We start from the raw sequence: 17,248 nt of genomic DNA, 5'->3' as shown, positions 1-17,248 counted from the left end.
CGGCCGCGGCGGGTCAGCCCGCCGGGCGGCCCGGCAGGACGGCCATCACCTCGCGGGCGCGGCGGCCGGGCACCATCCCCAGCTGCCACGCCTGCCAGCCGGTCTCCGGTTCCACACCGCGCTCCAGGACCAGGGCGAACGCCGTCACGAGGCTCTCCAGCGACGGGTCCTGCGCCCAGCCGGTCTCCCGGTTCTCGCGCAGGTCGCGGCCGAGCTCGGCCAGCTCCTCCTGGGCGACCGCTCCGCCGATCACCGACCCGCCGGCGGAGGCGAACGGCAGCAGGGTGCAGCGCAGGAAACGCGCCCAGGTCCCGCCGCGCCGGTCGCCGTACCCGGTGAACAGGGCCGCCGCCTCGTCCGCCAGCTCCAGCGCCTGCGCGGCCCGCCCGTTGCCGGCGTCGATCACCGCCAGCTCCACACACGACCACGCCTCGCCGTGCGCCACCCCCGCCCGGCGGAAGTCCTGGCGGGCGTCCTGGAGCAGCTGGCGGGCGAAGCCGCTGTTGCGCAGCGACCCGGTCTGCGCCGCCCGCAGGTCGCGGGTGACCCGGGCCGAGTGGTGCCGGGCGCAGGCCAGCCCGTACACGTCCCGCATCCGGCTGAACAGGGTGCGGGCCCGCTCCAGGTCGCGCACCGCCGAGTCGTGGTCGCCGCGCTCCTCCAGCGCCTGGCCGAGGTAGTACAGGGTCCACGCCTCGCCCCGGGCGTCCTCGTTCTCCCGGTGCCGGGTGAGCGCCTGGCGCAGCTGGTCCACGGCCGCCGTCGGGTCCTGGTCCACCAGCCGGGCGCGGGCCAGCTGGGTCAGCGCCCACGCCTCGCCGCGCGGGTCGCGGGTCCGGCCGTACGCCTCCAGCGCCTCCCGCAGCTCCGCCTCGGCGGCGGGCACGTCGCCCATCCGCAGCAGGGCCTGCCCCAGCTGGAAGTGCGCCCACGCCTGGCCGTGCACGCTCTCGCTCTCCCGGTGCAGCTCCAGCGCTTCCCGGAGCAGCTCCAGCGCCTCGCCGAGCCGGGCCCGGTCGCGTTCGACGGCGCCCAGGGCGTGCAGGGTCCAGGCCCGGTCCGCGCGCAGTTCCTCGCTCCGCTGCACCTCCAGCGCCTCCCGGAGCCTGGCCGCCGCCTCCGCCAGCTGACCCTGGTGGTGCAGGGTGATGCCCAGGTCGCGCAGGGCCCGTGCGGCGCCCGCCTGGTGGTGCGCCTCGAAGTACAGGCTGACCACCGAGGACAGGGTGGTACGGGCCTGGTCCAGCTCACCGAGCTGGCGGGCGGCGACGCCGGTGCGCCACTGCACCGAGCGGGTCAGCAGCCCGTGGTCCGCGGCCTGGGTCAGCTCGCTCAGCTCCCCCAGCCGGTACAGGTCGCCGCGGAGCAGGCAGTAGTCGCACAGCGCCCCCAGCAGGTGCAGCACCGCCGACTGGTCGACGCCCTCGGTGTGCCGCAGGGCGGCGGTGATGAAACTCGACTCGTCGTCCAGCCACCGCAGCGCCGCGTCCAGCGAGGTGAAGCCGTGCCCGTCGAAGCGGTCGGCGCGGGTGGAGGTCTTGCCGTCCACCAGCCGGATCACCGAGTCGGCCAGCTCCGCGTAGCTGCGGATCAGCCGCTCTTGCGCGGCCACCCGCTCGCCGGGCTCCTCCTCGGCCAGCAGCCGGGCCTGCGCGAAGCCGCGGACCAGGTCGTGCAGCCGGTAGCGGTTGCCGCGCACATGCTGGAGGAGCCCGGCGCGGGCCAGTGCGGCCAGCTGCCGGCCGGCCTCCCGCTGTGCGGCCTCCCCGGCCGGCGCGGCCGTCCCGGCGGGGGCCGGCCCGGCGACGGCCGGGCCCAGCAGGGCGGCGGCCGCGGCGGTGCCCAGGCTGGCCCGGCCGACCAGCGCCAGCCGGCGCAGCAGCCGCCGGGCCTCCTCGGTCTGGTCCGCGTAGCGCAGCCACAGGGTCCGCTGCACCGGGTCCGCCGGAGCCCCGCCGGGCCGCTCGCCGCCGGCGGCAGCGCCGGTAGCGCCGGTAGCGCCGGTAGCGCCGGCCGCCGGCTCCGCCGCGGGGCCGGCGCCGGAGACGGCGGCCAGGTCGGCGGCGAGCGCGGCGGGGGTGCGGGCGCCGAGCGAGGACCCGGCGATCCGCAGGGCCATCGGCAGCCGGCCGCACAGCTCGCCGATCCTGGTGAACGCCTGGGCGTCGTACGGCCCCATCGCGGCGGGGTCGTCCGCGGACTCCCGCAGCAGCTCCTCCGCTCCCGGTCCGTCCAGCGGGCCGACCGGCAGTTCGTGCACCCAGGCGCCGGTGCCGGGCGGCAGCGCCAGCGGGCGGCGGGCGGTGACCAGGACCAGGCTGTCGGAGCGCTCCGGGATGAGGGTGCGGATCTGCTCGGCGTCCGACGCGTCGTCCAGCACCACCGTCACCGGCAGATCGGTCAGGTGCTGGTGGTACAGCTCGGTGAGCCGCCTGACGTGCTGCTCGGGAGTGGTGCGTTCGCGGAAGAGCAACTGGTCGCGGGGGGCGCCGAGGCGGTTGAGCAGGTGCAGCAGCGCGTCCCGGGTGGGCAGCGGGGGCTGGCCGGGCGTGTCGCCGCGCAGGTCGACCAGGCACGCGCCGCGGAACTGGTCGCGCAGGTGGTGCGCGGCCCGTACCGCGAGCATGGTGCGGCCGGCCCCGGCCGGGCCGTGCAGCACCACCACGGTGGGCCGGGTCTCGGTGCTGGCCCGCGCCTGCTGCACCCACTGCGCGATCCGGCTGAGCTGCGCGTGCCGCCCGGCGAACGGGCCGTCCGCCTCGGGCAGGTGCCGGAAGGAGCGTTCCAGTACGGTGCGCCGCCGGGCGGCGGCGCTGCGGTCCGCGCCGCGCAGCCGCGGGGTGCCGGAACCGGCCGCGGCGGGCCGGTCGGTGGCCGCGGAGCGGCTGCGGGTGGGGCGGCGGGCCGCCGCGGCGGTCATCCGGTGCCGGTCCAGGAACGGGCGGATGCCCCGCACCTCGACCGCGGTGAGCCACTGCAACCGCAGCTGTTCCGGGCCGCCGGGCCGGCCGCGCAGCGCGGCCCGGCGGTGCGCGGCCGGCCAGTGGCCGCCGGCGAGTCTGGCGACGGTGGCCGCGGACCCGGCCACCGCGACGGCCGCCCCCGCCCCCAGCGCGGTACCGGCCGAGGTGCCCAGGCCCAGGTCGGCGCCGAACGCCGCCACCGAGGTGACGGCGGTGACCAGCGCCGGGGTGGCCAGCCGCCGCCGGGACAGCCGCTCCGACAGCGGCAGCACCCCGGCGTCCGCCTCCTCCAGCGCCGCCAGGTAGGCGGTGTACTCCTCGGCGGCGGCCTGGGCGATGTCGTCCAGGGAGGCGCGGGCCCGGCCCAGGAGCACCGCGCCGTCCGTCCGGCCGGCGGACCGGCGCACCTCCTCCTCGACCGCGCCCGCCAGCAGCCGTTCCACCTCGGCCCGATGGCTGTCCTGTACAACGATCCGTGCGTCCGGCATCCGGTCCCCCTCCTGCTCCGTGCTCGGACCGGCTCCACCGCGCGGCGCGCGGTGGAGCCCCCTTCCCCAGAGTCTTCCGCGTCCGTCGATTTTCAGTCAGGGCACCTGTGTTTCCGTCAGGTCTGCCGGGAACCCGGGGGGTTGGCGGGCGGCGGCCCGGTCCCGGGCACGGCGGCCGGGACCCGGTCGTCCGTGGTGTGTCCGGCCGGTACCGGCCCGGCACGGCGCGCGCCGGGCCCGTATCCCGGGGCGCGACATCCGCCGCGGCGCGGGGGCTGCCTCCCGGCGCAGGGCGGCCGGTGGGGGAGGATAGGCGCATGCCGAACCGTCTGGCGCACGAGACGTCCCCGTACCTCCTCCAGCACGCCGACAACCCGGTCGACTGGTGGCCGTGGGTCCCCGAGGCGTTCGCCGAGGCGCGGCGCCGGGACGTCCCGGTGCTGCTGAGCGTCGGGTACTCCTCGTGCCACTGGTGCCATGTGATGGCTCACGAGAGCTTCGAGGACCAGGAGACCGCCGACAAGCTCAACGAGCACTTCGTGTCGGTCAAGGTGGACCGGGAGGAGCGCCCGGACATCGACGCCGTGTACATGGAGGCGGTGCAGGCGGCCACCGGGCAGGGCGGCTGGCCGATGACGGTGTTCCTCACCCCCGACGCCGAACCCTTCTACTTCGGCACCTACTTCCCGCCCGACCCCCGGCACGGGATGCCGTCCTTCCGCCAGGTGCTGGAGGGGGTGCGGGCGGCCTGGGCCGACCGGCGCGGGGAGGTCACCGAGGTCGCCGGGCGGATCGTGCGCGACCTGGCCGAGCGCTCCCTGCCCTACGGCATGCCCCGCCCGCCGGAGGCGGACGACCTGCACGGCGGGCTGCTGGCACTGACCCGGGAGTTCGACGCGGCGCGCGGCGGGTTCGGCGGGGCGCCGAAGTTCCCGCCGTCCATGGTGCTGGAGTTCCTGCTGCGCCACCACGCCCGTACCGGCTCCCAGGCGGCCCTGCAGATGGCGCGGGCGACCTGCGAGGCGATGGCCCGCGGCGGCATCTACGACCAGCTCGGCGGCGGCTTCGCCCGCTACTCGGTGGACGCCGCGTGGGTGGTGCCGCACTTCGAGAAGATGCTCTACGACAACGCCCTGCTGTGCCGGGTCTACGCGCACCTGTGGCGGGCCACCGGCTCGGACCTGGCCCGCCGGATCGCGCTGGGCACGGCGGACTTCCTGGTCCGGGAACTCCGCACCACGCAGGGCGGCTTCGCGTCCGCGCTGGACGCCGACAGCGAGACCGGGGACGGCCGGCACGCCGAGGGCGCGTTCTACGTGTGGACGCCGGGGCAGCTGGCCGAGGTGCTCGGGGAGGAGGACGCGGAGTTCGCCGCCCGCCACTTCGGGGTCACCGAGGAGGGGACGTTCGAGGAGGGCGCGTCGGTGCTGCGGCTGCCGTCCGGGGCCGGCGACGCCGACCCGGAGCGGCTCGCCTCGGTCGTCGAGCGGCTGTTCGCCGCCCGGGAGCGGCGGCCGCGCCCCGGCCGGGACGACAAGATCGTCGCCGCCTGGAACGGGCTGGCGATCGCGGCGCTGGCCGAGACCGGCGCCTACTTCGACCGCCCGGACCTGGTCGAGGCCGCCACCGCCGCGGCGGACCTGCTGGTCCGGGTGCACATGGACTACCACGGCCGGCTGGCCCGCACCTCGCTGGACGGCACCGCGGGCGGCCACGCGGGGGTGCTGGAGGACTACGCCGACGTCGCCGAGGGGTTCCTGACCCTGGCTTCGGTGACCGGTGAGGGGGTGTGGGTGGAGTTCTCCGGGCTGCTGCTGGACACCGTGCTGCGGCACTTCACCGCGCCCGACGGCACCCTCTACGACACCGCGGACGACGCGGAGACCCTGATCCGCCGCCCGCAGGACCCGACCGACAACGCCGCCCCCTCCGGTTGGACGGCCGCCGCCCAGGCGCTGGTCAGCTACGCGGCGCTGACCGGCAGCGGCCGCCACCGGGAGGCGGGGGAGCAGGCGCTGGGCGTGGTGAAGGCGCTGGGGTCGCGGGCACCGCGGTTCATCGGCTGGGGGCTGGCGGCCGCCGAGGCGGTGCTCGACGGCCCGCGGGAGGTCGCGGTGGTCGGCCCCGAGGGCGATCCGGCGACCCGCGCGCTGCACCGCACGGCGCTGCTGGGCACCGCGCCGGGCGCGGTGGTCGCGGTCGGTGAGCCGGGCTCCGCGGAGCTGCCGCTGCTGGTGGACCGGCCGCTGTTCCAGGGCCGTCCCGCCGCGTACGTGTGCCGCAACTTCACCTGCGACGCGCCGACCGCCGATCCGAAGGTGCTGGCGGCGGCGGTGCGCGGCGCGGGTGAGGACCTGCCCGCGGCGGGCGGACCGGGGCCCGCCTGACGCCGCGTGGGCCGGGCCGATGCCGGGTGGCCGGGTGGCCGGGTTGCGTGGGCCGGGCCGATGCCGGGTGGCCGGGCTGACGCCGCGCGGCCCGGGTGATGCCGCGCGGCCCGGCTGACGCCGCGTGGCCCGGCCGGCCCCGCGGGCTGCGCCGGCGCCGCGTGGTCCGGCCGCGGGCCGTCCACCGCGACGCGCGAGGGCCGCGACCGGTGACCGGTCGCGGCCCTCTGGTCCCGGGCCGCTCACGGCCCGGGTGGTAGCGCCCGAGCGCGCCCGGCGCTACGCGTGCTGGTAGGCGACGAGCGAGATGCCGACGTAGTGCACGACGAACGCGGCGAGGGTGAACGTGTGGAAGACCTCGTGGAAGCCGAACCAGCGGGGCGACGGGTTGGGCCGCTTGGTGCCGTAGATGACCGCGCCCACGCTGTAGAGCAGTCCGCCGACGATGATCAGCGTCAGTACGGCGACACCGCCGGCCCGCATGAAGTCCGGCAGGAAGAAGATCGCCGCCCAGCCCAGCGCGATGTAGCACGGCGTGTACAGCCAGCGGGGCGCGCCGACCCAGAAGACCCGGAAGGCGATGCCGGCGAGGGCTCCCGCCCACACCAGCCACAGCAGCAGCTGCTGCTTGCCGTCCGGGAGCAGCAGCAGGGTGAACGGGGTGTAGGTCCCGGCGATGATCAGAAAGATGTTCGCATGGTCCAGCCTGCGGAGTACGGCGGTGGCGCGCGGACCCCAGTTCCCCCGGTGGTAGAGCGCGCTGACGCCGAACAGCGCGCACGCCGTGAGGGTGAAGATGCCGCAGGCTATGCGCCCGCGTGAACTGTCGGCCAGTGCGGTGAGCACCACCCCCGCGACCAGCGCGGTGGGGAACATCCCGGCATGCAGCCAGCCTCGCAGCCGGGGCTTCAACGGGAACGGCGGAGCGGCGGACGGACCGGGTGGGACATCGGAGACGGCGTCGGGTGCGGCGGCGGTCATGGCGGTCATGCTACCTACGCGACCGTAGGTAACGCCCGGGTGGCGAGTGGTGATGGTCACGGAGGCGCCCTCTGGACATCCGGGCAAACTGGTCGGAGGATCAAATGAGCGCGGTCGGCACCGGATGAGCTGAGCATCCGGGTCGCAGCCCCCAAGGGGTAGCTGTCTCCATAAGCGGATATATGTGCACATATCCGCCGAAACCCTCACACAACAACGCCGGGCCCGGGAAGGCCCCGGCGGAACGGAGCGATCGTGGCGCGCAGTAATGCGGCTCCCCGCACGACCCCCAGCACCCCGCCCACCCGCCACCAGGAACTGATCTCGTGGGTCGACGAGATCGCCGCTCTCACCGAGCCCGACCAGGTCGTGTGGTGCGACGGCTCGGAAGCCGAGTACGAGCGTCTGGCCGAGGAGCTGGTGGCCAAGGGCACCTTCCGGCGGCTCGACCCGATCAAGCGCCCCAACTCGTACTACGCCGCCTCCGACCCCACCGACGTGGCGCGCGTGGAGGACCGCACCTTCATCTGCTCCGAGAAGGAGGAGGACGCGGGCCCCACGAACCACTGGAAGGCCCCCGCCGAGATGCGCGAGATGTTCGCGGGCGAGCAGGGCATCTTCCGTGGCTCGATGCGTGGTCGGACCATGTACGTCGTCCCGTTCTGCATGGGACCGCTGGGCTCGCCGCTGTCCGCCATCGGCGTCGAGATCACCGACTCGGCCTACGTCGCGGTCTCCATGCGCACCATGACCCGTATGGGACAGCCGGTCCTCGACGAACTCGGCGAGCAGGGCTTCTTCGTCAAGGCGGTGCACACCCTCGGTGCGCCGCTGGCCGAGGGCGAGGCCGACGTTCCCTGGCCGTGCAACTCCACCAAGTACATCTCGCACTTCCCGGAGAGCCGCGAGATCTGGTCCTACGGCTCCGGCTACGGCGGCAACGCGCTGCTGGGCAAGAAGTGCTACGCCCTGCGCATCGCCTCGGTGATGGCCCGTGACGAGGGCTGGCTCGCCGAGCACATGCTCATCCTCAAGCTCACCCCGCCGCAGGGCGAGGCCAAGTACGTCGCCGCCGCCTTCCCCTCCGCCTGCGGCAAGACCAACCTCGCGATGCTGGAGCCCACGATCTCCGGCTGGACCGTGGAGACCATCGGCGACGACATCGCCTGGATGCGCTTCGGCGAGGACGGGCGGCTGTACGCGATCAACCCGGAGGCCGGCTTCTTCGGCGTCGCGCCCGGCACCGGCGAGCACACCAACGCCAACGCCATGAAGACCCTGTGGGGCAACTCCGTCTTCACCAACGTCGCGCTCACCGACGACGGCGACGTGTGGTGGGAGGGCATGACCGAGGAGCAGCCCGCCCACCTCACCGACTGGAAGGGCAACGACTGGACCCCGGAGTCCGGGACCCCGGCCGCCCACCCCAACGCCCGCTTCACCGTCCCGGCCGGCCAGTGCCCGATCATCGCGCCGGAGTGGGAGGACCCCCGGGGCGTGCCGATCTCGGCCATTCTCTTCGGCGGCCGCCGGGCCAGCGCGGTGCCGCTGGTCACCGAGTCCTTCACCTGGCAGCACGGGGTCTTCCTCGGCGCGAACGTCGCCTCCGAGAAGACCGCCGCCGCCGAGGGCAAGGTCGGTGAGCTGCGCCGCGACCCGTTCGCCATGCTGCCGTTCTGCGGCTACAACATGGGCGACTACATGGGGCACTGGATCAAGGTCGGTCAGGACGCCGCGGCCCGCGGCGACGAGTCCAAGCTGCCGAAGATCTACTACGTCAACTGGTTCCGCAAGGACGACGACGGCCGCTTCGTGTGGCCCGGCTTCGGCGAGAACAGCCGGGTGCTGAAGTGGATCGTCGAGCGGCTGGACGGCAAGGCCGAGGGCGTCGAGTCGCCGATCGGCATCCTGCCGACCAGGGAGGCCCTGGACACCGACGGCCTGGCGCTGCCCGAGGCGGACCTCGACTTCCTGCTCACCGTCGACAAGGAGGTGTGGCGCGAGGAGGCCGCCCTGGTGCCCGATCACCTCGACACCTTCGGCGACCACACGCCGAAGGAGCTGTGGGACGAGTACCGCGCGCTGGTGGAGCGCCTGGGCTGACCCCGCGCCGCGGCCGGGACCCGGGCGGCACCGGGTCCCCCGCGGCAGCTGCCGGACGCCGCGGTGCGCGGCGTCCGGCCCGGCGGTCGCACCCCGGCCCGGCCGGCGCCCGGCCGACCGGGCCCGGGCCGTACCGCCCTGGGCCGGTCAGCCGCCCCGGCGGCGGTCCTCCAGATAGCGGGTGTGGGTCTCCTGGCGGCGGGACTCGGTGTCCCGCAGCGCCGACGCCAGCGCGTCGGCCTCGTCGTACAGCAGCCCCAGCTGGCGCTCCAGATGCCGCTCCGGCGGCTCGGTGCCCGGGTTCAGCCGGGTCCACCAGCGGGTGCGGGCATAGGTGTCCACCGCCTCCGGGATGTCCTGCCGGATGGACCGGGACAGGGAGTGCACCGCGTCCTGGTCCCGGGCGAGGGCGTCACCCACCCAGCCCGGCTCCAGCAGCGCCTCCAGCAGGTCGGTGAGTTCGGTGAGCCGGCCGCCGGCCGCCGGGGGCAGCGACACCTCGCCCAGGTACTCGCGGAGCGTGGCGAAGTCCGTCCGGACCGCCTCCAGCTGCTCGGCCGGGTCCGGGAACTCCGGCGACTCGGGACGCTCCGGCGGCACGACCAGGGCAGCCGCCCCGTACAACCCGCCGATCACCACCGGCCAGTACGCCCCGGCCACCCCGGCGAAGGTCAGACCCAGCCCGGCCAGTCCGGCGGCGCAGCCCGCCAGGTTCTTCCGGGACTCCAGATAGCCCAGCACCCGGCCGCCCGCGCCGGCGGACCGGCCGCTCCTACTGGTAGCCACGGATCTCCTCGAAGGCCGAGGCGAGCGAACCGCCGCGCACCGCGTCGAACAGCCGGCCGCCGGTCAGCTCCGCGATGCCGTCCAGCTCCTGCCGGTCGGAATCGCCGAAGACGATGGGGAACACCGGGACGGCGCGCAGCGCGGCCGGGAGCCCGCCGTGGAAGGACCGGAACTCCTCCGCGTCCGCGCCGGTGGTGTTCTGGCCGTCCGTCATCAGCACGATCGAGGTGAACCGGTCGTCCCCCGACCCGCCGCCGGAGCGCTTGCGCAGATGCTCGTAGGCGGCCCGCAGGCTGCTGTAGATCGCGGTGTCGCCGGATGCGGTCAGCCCCTCGGTGTCGGAGCGGATCCGTTCCAGCGCCGCGTCCTGCCCGGACTTGGGCACGGTGTGGGTGAGGGTCTGCTTCACCTCGCCGCCGAACGGCATCAGCGTCACCTCCTCGCGGTCCCGGAAGCGCTGCCCCGGCGCCGACGTGCCGGTGCCGGTGAGCTGCCCCAGCGAGTGCTTCAGCTGCTTCAGCCGCTCGCCCTCCATCGAGCCCGAGGTGTCCAGCACGTACACCGTGCGGGACGGCCGGCGCAGCGTGTTCTCGTAGCCGGCCAGCAGCCCGTCCGCGACCGACCGGCTGGCCGGGAACGGCAGCTCCCGGCGTTTCGCGGCGTCCAGTCCGGCGGCCGGCTTCACCGATCCGATCACCGGGCGGCGGAACGTCCCGTCGGTGATCGCGCGCTGGGCGTCGGTCCCGCGCAGATACCCGGTCAGCGCGGCGAACGAGTCCTTGGCGTGGCCGGGGGCCGAGGTGAGCAGGGTCAGCGGGTAGTCGGCGGTGAGCACCCCGTCGGCGGGCCGGATCACCGTCAGGTCGGTGCCGGAGTCGCGGTTCATCGACAGCAGCACCGACTCGTAGTTGATCAGCCCGTCCAGGTCGCCGCGCCGGGTGTACGCCGACGCCAGCCAGCCGGAGGAACCGGAGGTCAGCCGCTGCCCGCCGAAGAACTCGCGGAGCTTGCCCGACGCCGACGACACGTCCTCGTCACTCAGCGCGCCCTGGGCCCCGGACAGCCCGGCGGCCAGCGCGATCAGCGCGGAGAAGCCGGAGTTGGAGCGGACCGGGTCGGTCATGCCGAAGTGGAGCTTCCCGTCGGCCGCGGCCCGGTGGATCTGCGACCAGGTCACCCGTTCCGGGGACCAGCCCAGCCGGTCCAGCGTCTCCTCGCGGACGCCGAGCGCCACCGGGGAGGTCATCACCGGGGTCTCCGAGGTGATCTTCCGGCCGGCTTCCGGGCTCAGCCGCAGGTAGTCGTTGGAGGACAGCCAGATGGCGTCGTAGGCGCCGTCCGCCCGGCCGGAGGTGACCAGTTCGGTGGCGTCCAGCGTGCCGGTCCAGGTGGCCTCCACCCGGACCCCGGTGGCCTTGCGCGCCGCGTCCAGTACCGGCTTCATGTCGGACAGCTCGCTGCTCGCCAGTACCCGGAGGGTGCCCGGCGCGGCCTTGGTGTGCCGCCCGCCGTCCGGCTCGTCGGAGTCGTCGGAGCCCCCGCCGCAGGCGGCGAGCAGGCAGCCCATCAGCCCGGCGGTCAGCGCCGCCACCAGCCGGCGGCCCCTCATCCGGCGCTCCCTTCCGGCTCGCCCGCGGTGCGGGTGCGCTCCAGGTAGCCGCTCGCGGTGGCCAGCTCGCCGGACAGCGACGCCACGGTCGCCGCCATCGCCTCGGTGGCCTGCACCTTGTAGGTGTCGATCGCGTCCAGCGTGCGGAAGATCTCCTGGAAGGCGCCGCGCAGCGTCTCCGCGCCCACCGCCGGGTCGGCCGCGATCCGCTGGATCTCGCCGCTCTGGGTGGCCAGCATGGCGGAGTTGCCGCGGATCAGGTCCTCGGTGGTCGAGCGCAACGCGTCCACCTGCTCGGTCACCTTCCGCTGGTTCTCCAGCGCGGCGGAGAGCATCACCGCGATCCGCAGCGCCGACACGGTGGTGGTCGCCGCCCGCTCCACGCCCTTGACCAGTTCGTCGTTGTTCCGCCGGACCACGTCCATCGCCAGGTAGCCCTGGGCGCACACCGCCAGCTGGGTCAGCAGGTCCTGGTGCTTCTGCCGGACCGGGAAGAGCACGTCGGCGCGGAGGGCGTCCGCCGCCTGCGGGTCGGTGGCCTCCACCGCCGCGATCCGCTGCCCGACCGCGCCGTCCAGCGCCTCGGTGAGCACCGCGTACTCCTGGAGCTTGCCCATGGTCTCCCACAGCCGGGTCCGCTCGGTGTGCAGCGCGGCGTTGTCCCGGCGCAGTTCGTCCTGGCCGCTGCGGAGCGCCGCGACGATCTTGTTGAGGGTGCTCTGGGCGGAGGCGTACTTGGCGACGTGGTCGCGGAACTTCCGGCCGCCCGGCAGCTTCGCCAGCAGCCGGCGCGCGCCGCGGCCGGGCGCCTCGGCGGGGTCCAGGTCCTCCACGGTGCGCCGCAGCTGCACCAGCGACCCGGCGACCCGGCTCTGCGCGTCGCCGCCCTGGCCGCCGGGGCCGCCCTTGCCGTCCGACAGCGAGCGCACGGTCCGGTCCAGCATCCGGTTGGACTGCTGGGCGGCGCCCCGGATCTCCGGGGCGCCCAGCTGGGTGATCTCGGTCAGATGGGTGGTGAACTCGGGCGAGCGCGCGTCGAGTCCGGCCAGCCGGCCGACGTAGTCGGCGGCCCGCTGCCGCAGCTCGGCCCGGACCGCCTCCTCGACCGGCACCAGGCCGGCGGCCTGTTCCGGGGCGACCGGGGCGACCGGCTCCGGCGGGGTCAGCACCAGCGGCCGGTCCGCCGTACCGCCCGGCGGTTGTGGTTCGGTGGTCAGGTCAGGCTTCAACTCAGGCTCCTTGCCCCTTGGCGCGGCGGGCCATCTCGTGCAGCACGGCCGAGGTGGGCACGCGCGCCTGGCTGACACCGGTCAGCCGCTGGTTCAGATAGTCCTTGTACGGGTTGGTGGCCTGGATGAACTCGGCCGGGTCCCCCTGCGGCCGGAACCCGTGGCGCACCGCCAGCTTGCGCAGTTCCGGGTCGCTGCCCAGCAGGTCGGCGAGTTTCCTGCCGCCCTCGGTGAGCGGCACCAGGGTGTGGTCGCTGTAGACGTTGGTGTCCGGGTAGAGCACCACCAGGTCGTCCACCGGCTGCTTCTGTGCCAGCAGCGCCGCCACCTGGGACTCGTACACCAGCACCAGCGCGTCGCCGACACCGCTGACGAAGTCGCGGAACGGCCCGTCGGTGCTGGTCTTCTGCGCGCCCTGGACCTCGATCAGCTTCCGCATCAGCGGTGCGGTGGCGGAGACGTCCGCGGAGCCGGCCGCGACCTTGCCGCCGGCCGCCACGTAGGAGGCGGTGGCCAGGTAGAGGGCTCCGGAGTTGGAGGCGAGCGGGTCGGTGCTGATCACGCAGAGCGTCCCGGTCAGCTCCGGGTACCGGTCGGCGCCGTCGAGCTGCTGCCAGCTGCGGCCCTTCCCGACCGCGTCGAGGTAGGCGGCCATCCGCAGCGTGCCGGTGTGCTCGCCGTTCAGCCGTACCAGCCCGTTGCCCTCCAGTACCTGGGCGGCCGGGCGGCGGGCGACCACCACCAGCGGTGAGTAGAAGGGCCGGGGCAGCTCTCCGCTGATCTTCAGCTTCTCCTTCAGCGCGGCCGCCGGGGCGCCGCTGCCGGGGAAGGCGAAGTCGTACCCCTTGAGGTCGCGGTCCTCCATCGCCCAGGAGCCGGAGGTCTCGTAGGTGACCTCCACCCCGTTGTCCCCGAGGGCCTCGACCACGTCCGGGTCCTTGAAGAAGTCGCCCTTCTCCGACCCGATGACTCCTCGCACGGTCGTCGTTGCCGTGCCCGTGTCCTGGTCGCGGCCTGCCACCACGGCGACCACCACGCCGCCGATGAGCAGCACCGCCAGGACGATGCCCATGATGCGTTTCACAGGCGCAGGATCCCCGGCGGAAGCCAACATCCCGGCTGTCCCGGGGTGAATGGACGGTGACCAGCCGATCCCAGTACGGAACCGGAACGCGTCGTGTCTGTAAGGGAGTTGTGTGCCCGGCGGCGGGTGCGGCCGTCCCGTCCGACGGGCCGCCGGGCGCGGCGGCGGACGGCCGCGGGCGGGGGCCGCGGGCGAGGGCCGGTGGGTGGTGCGGGTCGACCGGCGCCACGGGCGGAGCCCGCCGGCCGGTGTGACGGCAGGGCGCGCCGGCCGGTGTGACGGGCGGGGGCGCGGCGGCCGGTGCGGTGGGCGCCGCCCGGCGCCGGGGTCGCGCGCCCCGGTGCCGGACGGCGGCCCTGCCGGCCTCAGGGGCAGGCGGTGTAGCCGAGATCCGCGGCCGCCATCCGGCGCACCGCCTCGGTCAGGCCCTCGGTCCCGGACCCCAGGTAGAGGCGCAGCTGCGGGCTGTGGTCCGCCCCGGCCGGCGCGGGGGTGGGCCACGGCCAGACCGGCGCGGTCAGCACCCCGGTCCGCTCGAAGCACAGCTTCCGGAACTCCCGTGCGCTCTCCTCGTCCCGGGCGTGGCCGGGGGGCACCCGCACCACCACGTACGGGGTGCACTCACCGGTGTGCACCGCCGAGGCCGGGTAGCCCAGCCGCTTGACGAACTGCTCCTCCGCGGCGGCCCGGGTCTCGGTCAGCCGGACCCGCTGCTCGGCCAGGAAACGTGCGCTCTCCACGGATTCCAGCCAGTCCGCCATCGCGTGCTGGAGCATTCCCGACGACATCAGGGAGTGGTGCAGTCGATATTCGTTCACCAGTGTGTCGAGTATTTCCGGGGAGGCCGTGAGGGTGCCGATTCCCCAGCCGTTGCAGCCGAATTGCTTACCCATGGACTGCACCACCAGCCAGGGCGCTCCGGTGGAATTTCCAGAGGCCGGGCCACGCCGTTCCAGAAGCAGTCGCAGGGCCGATGTGGGGGTCACCGGAACGTCGTGCACATTGAGGTAGGCGTCGTCGATGAGGACGGCGGCACCGGCCGCTTCGGCGGTGCCCAGCAGTGTCCGGACGAAGTCCGGGCCCCAGTTGACGGCGGTGGGGTTGTGCTGCGCGTTGACCACCACCAGCGCCAGTTCGGCGGTCGGGTCGGCGGCGATCCGCTGGGCCGCCCGGTCCGCGTCCGCCGGGTCCGGGGCGAATCCGCGGTCCTGGTGGAGGGGGAGATAGTGCAGGTCGTAGCCGAGCGGGGTGAAGACGCCGGCGTAGTCCCAGGCGGGTCCGGCGACCAGGACGACCGGTCGGCGGCCGGACGGCGCGCGTCGGTCCAGCACCAGCCGGCCGAAGTCGAACATCGCGGTCCGGGTGCCGGTCCAGGTGGCCGCGACCTCCCAGTCGCGGCCCCGCTCGGCGGTTCCGGGCAGCCGGTGCGCGGCGCGCAGGTGTCCGGCGAAGGCGGTGCGCAGCCGGGGCAGTCCGTGGAGTGAGAGCTGATATCCGTGGGCGGCTCTGGGAACCTGCCCAAGACACTCGGCGAGACCCGGGGGTATACGGTCCCAGGTCTCGCCGAAGCTCATACATATCGGCTCGCCGTGCGGCATTCCGGCAGCTAGATAGTCGCGCAGCAATCCGGCGTCCGGCATTCCGACGGGAGAATTGTCAGGGGTCAGCAGGTCACGTAATACCTGTTCGCTGATCATGCGCGGCAGAGTACCGCCGGAAACGCGGTCGTCACCATTCCGCTCGGCCCCGGTATCCGAATGGCGGCCGGGGCGGCGGGGAGGGGGGACGGCGGCCCGCTCCCGGACGGTTTCCCCGGGGCGGCCGCGCGGTGTTTCCGGCGGCGCGTCAGGCCGCCCCGATGCCCAGCGCCCCGGCGTGCGCGGCCATCCGTTCCGCGGCCAGTGCGGCGCCCGCGGTGTCGCCGCAGGAGGTGGCGACCACCATGGCGTTCCCGGCGACGGTGTGGGCCCGCTGGTGCAGCTGGGCGATCCGGGAGGCGACGTGGTCGCCGGTGGACGTCGGCGCGGCGCGCAGCGGGCGGTTGCCCGACCGGAGCCGGGTGATCTGGTCGCTGAGGTGCTGGGCCGCGTCGTCGAGGGCGGCGTCGGGGGAGAGGGCGCGTAGCTCGTCGGTCACGGTCAGCAGTGCGGTCAGATGTCCGGCGAGCCGGATCTCCAGCTCCTCCCGGCGGGAGCGGTGCGGGAAGTCGTCCTCACGCACGGCCATGCTGTGGACCGACTTGCTGCGGATCGGTTCGTACATGTCGATGGCCTCCTGACAAGCTCAGGAGACCATCCTAACTTAGACGCTGTCTAAAGTTGTCCGACTTACAGAAGTGTCACCGGTTCACGGCTGGCTGTAACCGTCCAGGAAGGATCCGATCCGGGTGATCGCGTCCGCCAGGTCCTCCTTGGCCGGCAGCGTGACGATGCGGAAGTGGTCCGGCTCCGGCCAGTTGAAGCCCGTCCCGTGAACGATCATGATCTTCTCGGCGCGCAGCAGGTCCAGCACCATCTGCCGGTCGTCCTTGATCTTGTAGACCGCCGGGTCGAGACGCGGGAACGCGTACAGCGCGCCCTTGGGCTTCACACACGTCACGCCCGGGATCCGGGTCAGCAGCTCGTGGGCGGTGTCCCGCTGCTCCAGCAGCCGCCCGCCGGGCAGCACCAGATCGTTGATCGACTGCCGGCCGCCGAGCGCCGTGGCCACCGCGTGCTGCGCCGGCATGTTGGCGCACAGCCGCATGTTGGCCAGGATCGTCAGGCCCTCCAGGTAGCTGGCGGCGTGCGCCTTGGGGCCGCAGACCGCCAGCCAGCCGCTGCGGTAGCCGGCCACCCGGTACGCCTTGGACAGCCCGTTGAAGGTGAGGGTCAGCAGGTCCGGGGCGATGGCGGCGGTCGGGGTGTGGGTGACGCCGTCGTAGAGGATCTTGTCGTAGATCTCGTCGGAGCAGACGATCAGGTTGTGCCGGCGGGCGATCTCGGTGATGCCGCGCAGCAGCTCGTCGTCGTAGACCGCGCCGGTCGGGTTGTTCGGGTTGATGACGACGATCGCCTTGGTGCGGTCGGTCACCTTCCGCTCGATGTCGGCGAGGTCCGGCAGCCAGTCCGCCTGCTCGTCGCAGCGGTAGTGCACCGCGGTGCCGCCGGCGAGGGAGACGGCGGCGGTCCACAGCGGGTAGTCGGGCGCCGGGACCAGCACCTCGTCACCGTCGTCCAGCAGCGCCTGCATCGCCATCTGGATGAGCTCCGAGACGCCGTTGCCGAGGTAGATGTCCTCGACGTCCAGCTCGATGCCCTTGGTCTGGTAGTGCTGCATCACCGCGCGCCGGGCGGACAGCAGCCCCTTGGCGTCGCCGTAGCCGTGGGCGTCGCCGAGGGACCGGAGCATGTCCTCCAGGATCTCCGGCGGGCAGTCGAACCCGAACGGCGCCGGGTTGCCCGTGTTGAGCTTGAGGATGCGGTGTCCTGCCGCCTCCAGCCGCATCGCCTCCTCAAGCACCGGACCCCGGATCTCGTAGCAGACATTGGCGAGCTTCGTGGACTGGATCACCTGCATGCCGGTCACCCTAACCAGGCCGCCGACCGGCCGCGCGGTGTTTTGGCCCACGTCACGCCC

The 17,248-nt window shown here is 74.0% G+C and carries 11 protein-coding genes; 2 read left to right on the top strand and 9 right to left on the bottom strand.

The window, feature by feature from the left end; all coding sequences use genetic code 11:
• Nucleotides 1-13: 13 nt before the first annotated feature.
• Nucleotides 14-3,451, bottom strand: a complete 3,438-nt coding sequence (locus tag ACH4B3_RS03490) for a tetratricopeptide repeat protein (protein ID WP_398461037.1) — start codon at nt 3,449-3,451, stop codon at nt 14-16.
• Nucleotides 3,452-3,768: 317 nt separating this feature from the next.
• Here ACH4B3_RS03490 and ACH4B3_RS03485 point away from each other — a divergent pair, with 317 nt between their 5' ends.
• Nucleotides 3,769-5,838 carry a thioredoxin domain-containing protein gene (locus ACH4B3_RS03485; protein WP_398461036.1) on the top strand — a complete coding sequence of 690 codons (2,070 nt, stop codon included), beginning with the start codon at nt 3,769-3,771 and terminating at the stop codon, nt 5,836-5,838.
• Nucleotides 5,839-6,117: 279 nt separating this feature from the next.
• Here the strand turns inward: ACH4B3_RS03485 and ACH4B3_RS03480 are convergent, their stop codons facing one another.
• The gene (locus tag ACH4B3_RS03480; RefSeq protein ID WP_398461035.1) at nt 6,118-6,828 is read right to left on the bottom strand and encodes a hemolysin III family protein; all 711 of its coding nucleotides are present in this window, start codon (nt 6,826-6,828) and stop codon (nt 6,118-6,120) included.
• 246 nt (nt 6,829-7,074) lie between these two features.
• On the opposite strand from ACH4B3_RS03480, the gene ACH4B3_RS03475 reads away from it, so the two are divergent.
• Nucleotides 7,075-8,922 carry a phosphoenolpyruvate carboxykinase (GTP) gene (locus tag ACH4B3_RS03475; protein WP_398461034.1) on the top strand — a complete coding sequence of 616 codons (1,848 nt, stop codon included), beginning with the start codon at nt 7,075-7,077 and terminating at the stop codon, nt 8,920-8,922.
• Between the two features lie 147 nt (nt 8,923-9,069).
• Here ACH4B3_RS03475 and ACH4B3_RS03470 read toward each other — a convergent pair whose 3' ends face one another.
• From ACH4B3_RS03470 to ACH4B3_RS03440, 7 genes are all read right to left on the bottom strand, one after another.
• On the bottom strand, nt 9,070-9,708 hold the full coding sequence (locus ACH4B3_RS03470; protein WP_398461033.1) for a hypothetical protein: 639 nt from the start codon (nt 9,706-9,708) through the stop codon (nt 9,070-9,072).
• On the bottom strand, nt 9,695-11,317 hold the full coding sequence (locus ACH4B3_RS03465) for a substrate-binding domain-containing protein (RefSeq protein WP_398461032.1): 1,623 nt from the start codon (nt 11,315-11,317) through the stop codon (nt 9,695-9,697). The genes ACH4B3_RS03470 and ACH4B3_RS03465 overlap by 14 nt, the downstream gene beginning before the upstream one ends.
• Nucleotides 11,314-12,546 (bottom strand): toxic anion resistance protein, encoded by a 1,233-nt coding sequence (locus ACH4B3_RS03460; protein WP_398461031.1) that lies wholly within the window; start codon nt 12,544-12,546, stop codon nt 11,314-11,316. Before ACH4B3_RS03460 ends, ACH4B3_RS03465 begins: the two co-directional genes overlap by 4 nt.
• 1 nt (nt 12,547) lies before the next feature.
• Nucleotides 12,548-13,630 carry a hypothetical protein gene (locus ACH4B3_RS03455; RefSeq protein WP_398461030.1) on the bottom strand — a complete coding sequence of 361 codons (1,083 nt, stop codon included), beginning with the start codon at nt 13,628-13,630 and terminating at the stop codon, nt 12,548-12,550.
• 365 nt (nt 13,631-13,995) lie between these two features.
• The gene (locus ACH4B3_RS03450; RefSeq protein WP_398461029.1) at nt 13,996-15,327 is read right to left on the bottom strand and encodes a pyridoxal phosphate-dependent aminotransferase; all 1,332 of its coding nucleotides are present in this window, start codon (nt 15,325-15,327) and stop codon (nt 13,996-13,998) included.
• A 148-nt stretch (nt 15,328-15,475) separates the two neighbouring features.
• Entirely contained in the window at nt 15,476-15,892 is a 417-nt protein-coding gene (locus ACH4B3_RS03445) for a hypothetical protein (RefSeq protein ID WP_398461028.1), read from the bottom strand.
• An 84-nt stretch (nt 15,893-15,976) separates the two neighbouring features.
• Nucleotides 15,977-17,188: a pyridoxal phosphate-dependent aminotransferase gene (locus ACH4B3_RS03440; RefSeq protein ID WP_398461027.1), complete on the bottom strand. Its 1,212-nt coding sequence runs from the start codon at nt 17,186-17,188 to the stop codon at nt 15,977-15,979.
• Nucleotides 17,189-17,248: the final 60 nt, after the last annotated feature.

Origin of the sequence: Streptomyces sp. NPDC018031 (genome assembly GCF_044327625.1) — a bacterium.
In the GTDB taxonomy this organism is placed as follows: domain Bacteria; phylum Actinomycetota; class Actinomycetes; order Streptomycetales; family Streptomycetaceae; genus Streptomyces.
This window is presented reverse-complemented; position numbering and strand designations above follow the sequence as displayed.

Excerpts from the sequence above, each read along its gene's own strand:
- ACH4B3_RS03490 (WP_398461037.1), bottom strand. The coding sequence starts at position 3,451 with ATGCCGGACGCACGGATCGTTGTACAGGACAGCCATCGGGCCGAGGTG.
- ACH4B3_RS03485 (WP_398461036.1), top strand. The coding sequence starts at position 3,769 with ATGCCGAACCGTCTGGCGCACGAGACGTCCCCGTACCTCCTCCAGCAC.
- ACH4B3_RS03480 (WP_398461035.1), bottom strand. The coding sequence starts at position 6,828 with ATGACCGCCATGACCGCCGCCGCACCCGACGCCGTCTCCGATGTCCCA.
- ACH4B3_RS03465 (WP_398461032.1), bottom strand. The coding sequence starts at position 11,317 with ATGAGGGGCCGCCGGCTGGTGGCGGCGCTGACCGCCGGGCTGATGGGC.
- ACH4B3_RS03450 (WP_398461029.1), bottom strand. The coding sequence starts at position 15,327 with ATGATCAGCGAACAGGTATTACGTGACCTGCTGACCCCTGACAATTCT.
- ACH4B3_RS03445 (WP_398461028.1), bottom strand. The coding sequence starts at position 15,892 with ATGTACGAACCGATCCGCAGCAAGTCGGTCCACAGCATGGCCGTGCGT.
- ACH4B3_RS03440 (WP_398461027.1), bottom strand. The coding sequence starts at position 17,188 with ATGCAGGTGATCCAGTCCACGAAGCTCGCCAATGTCTGCTACGAGATC.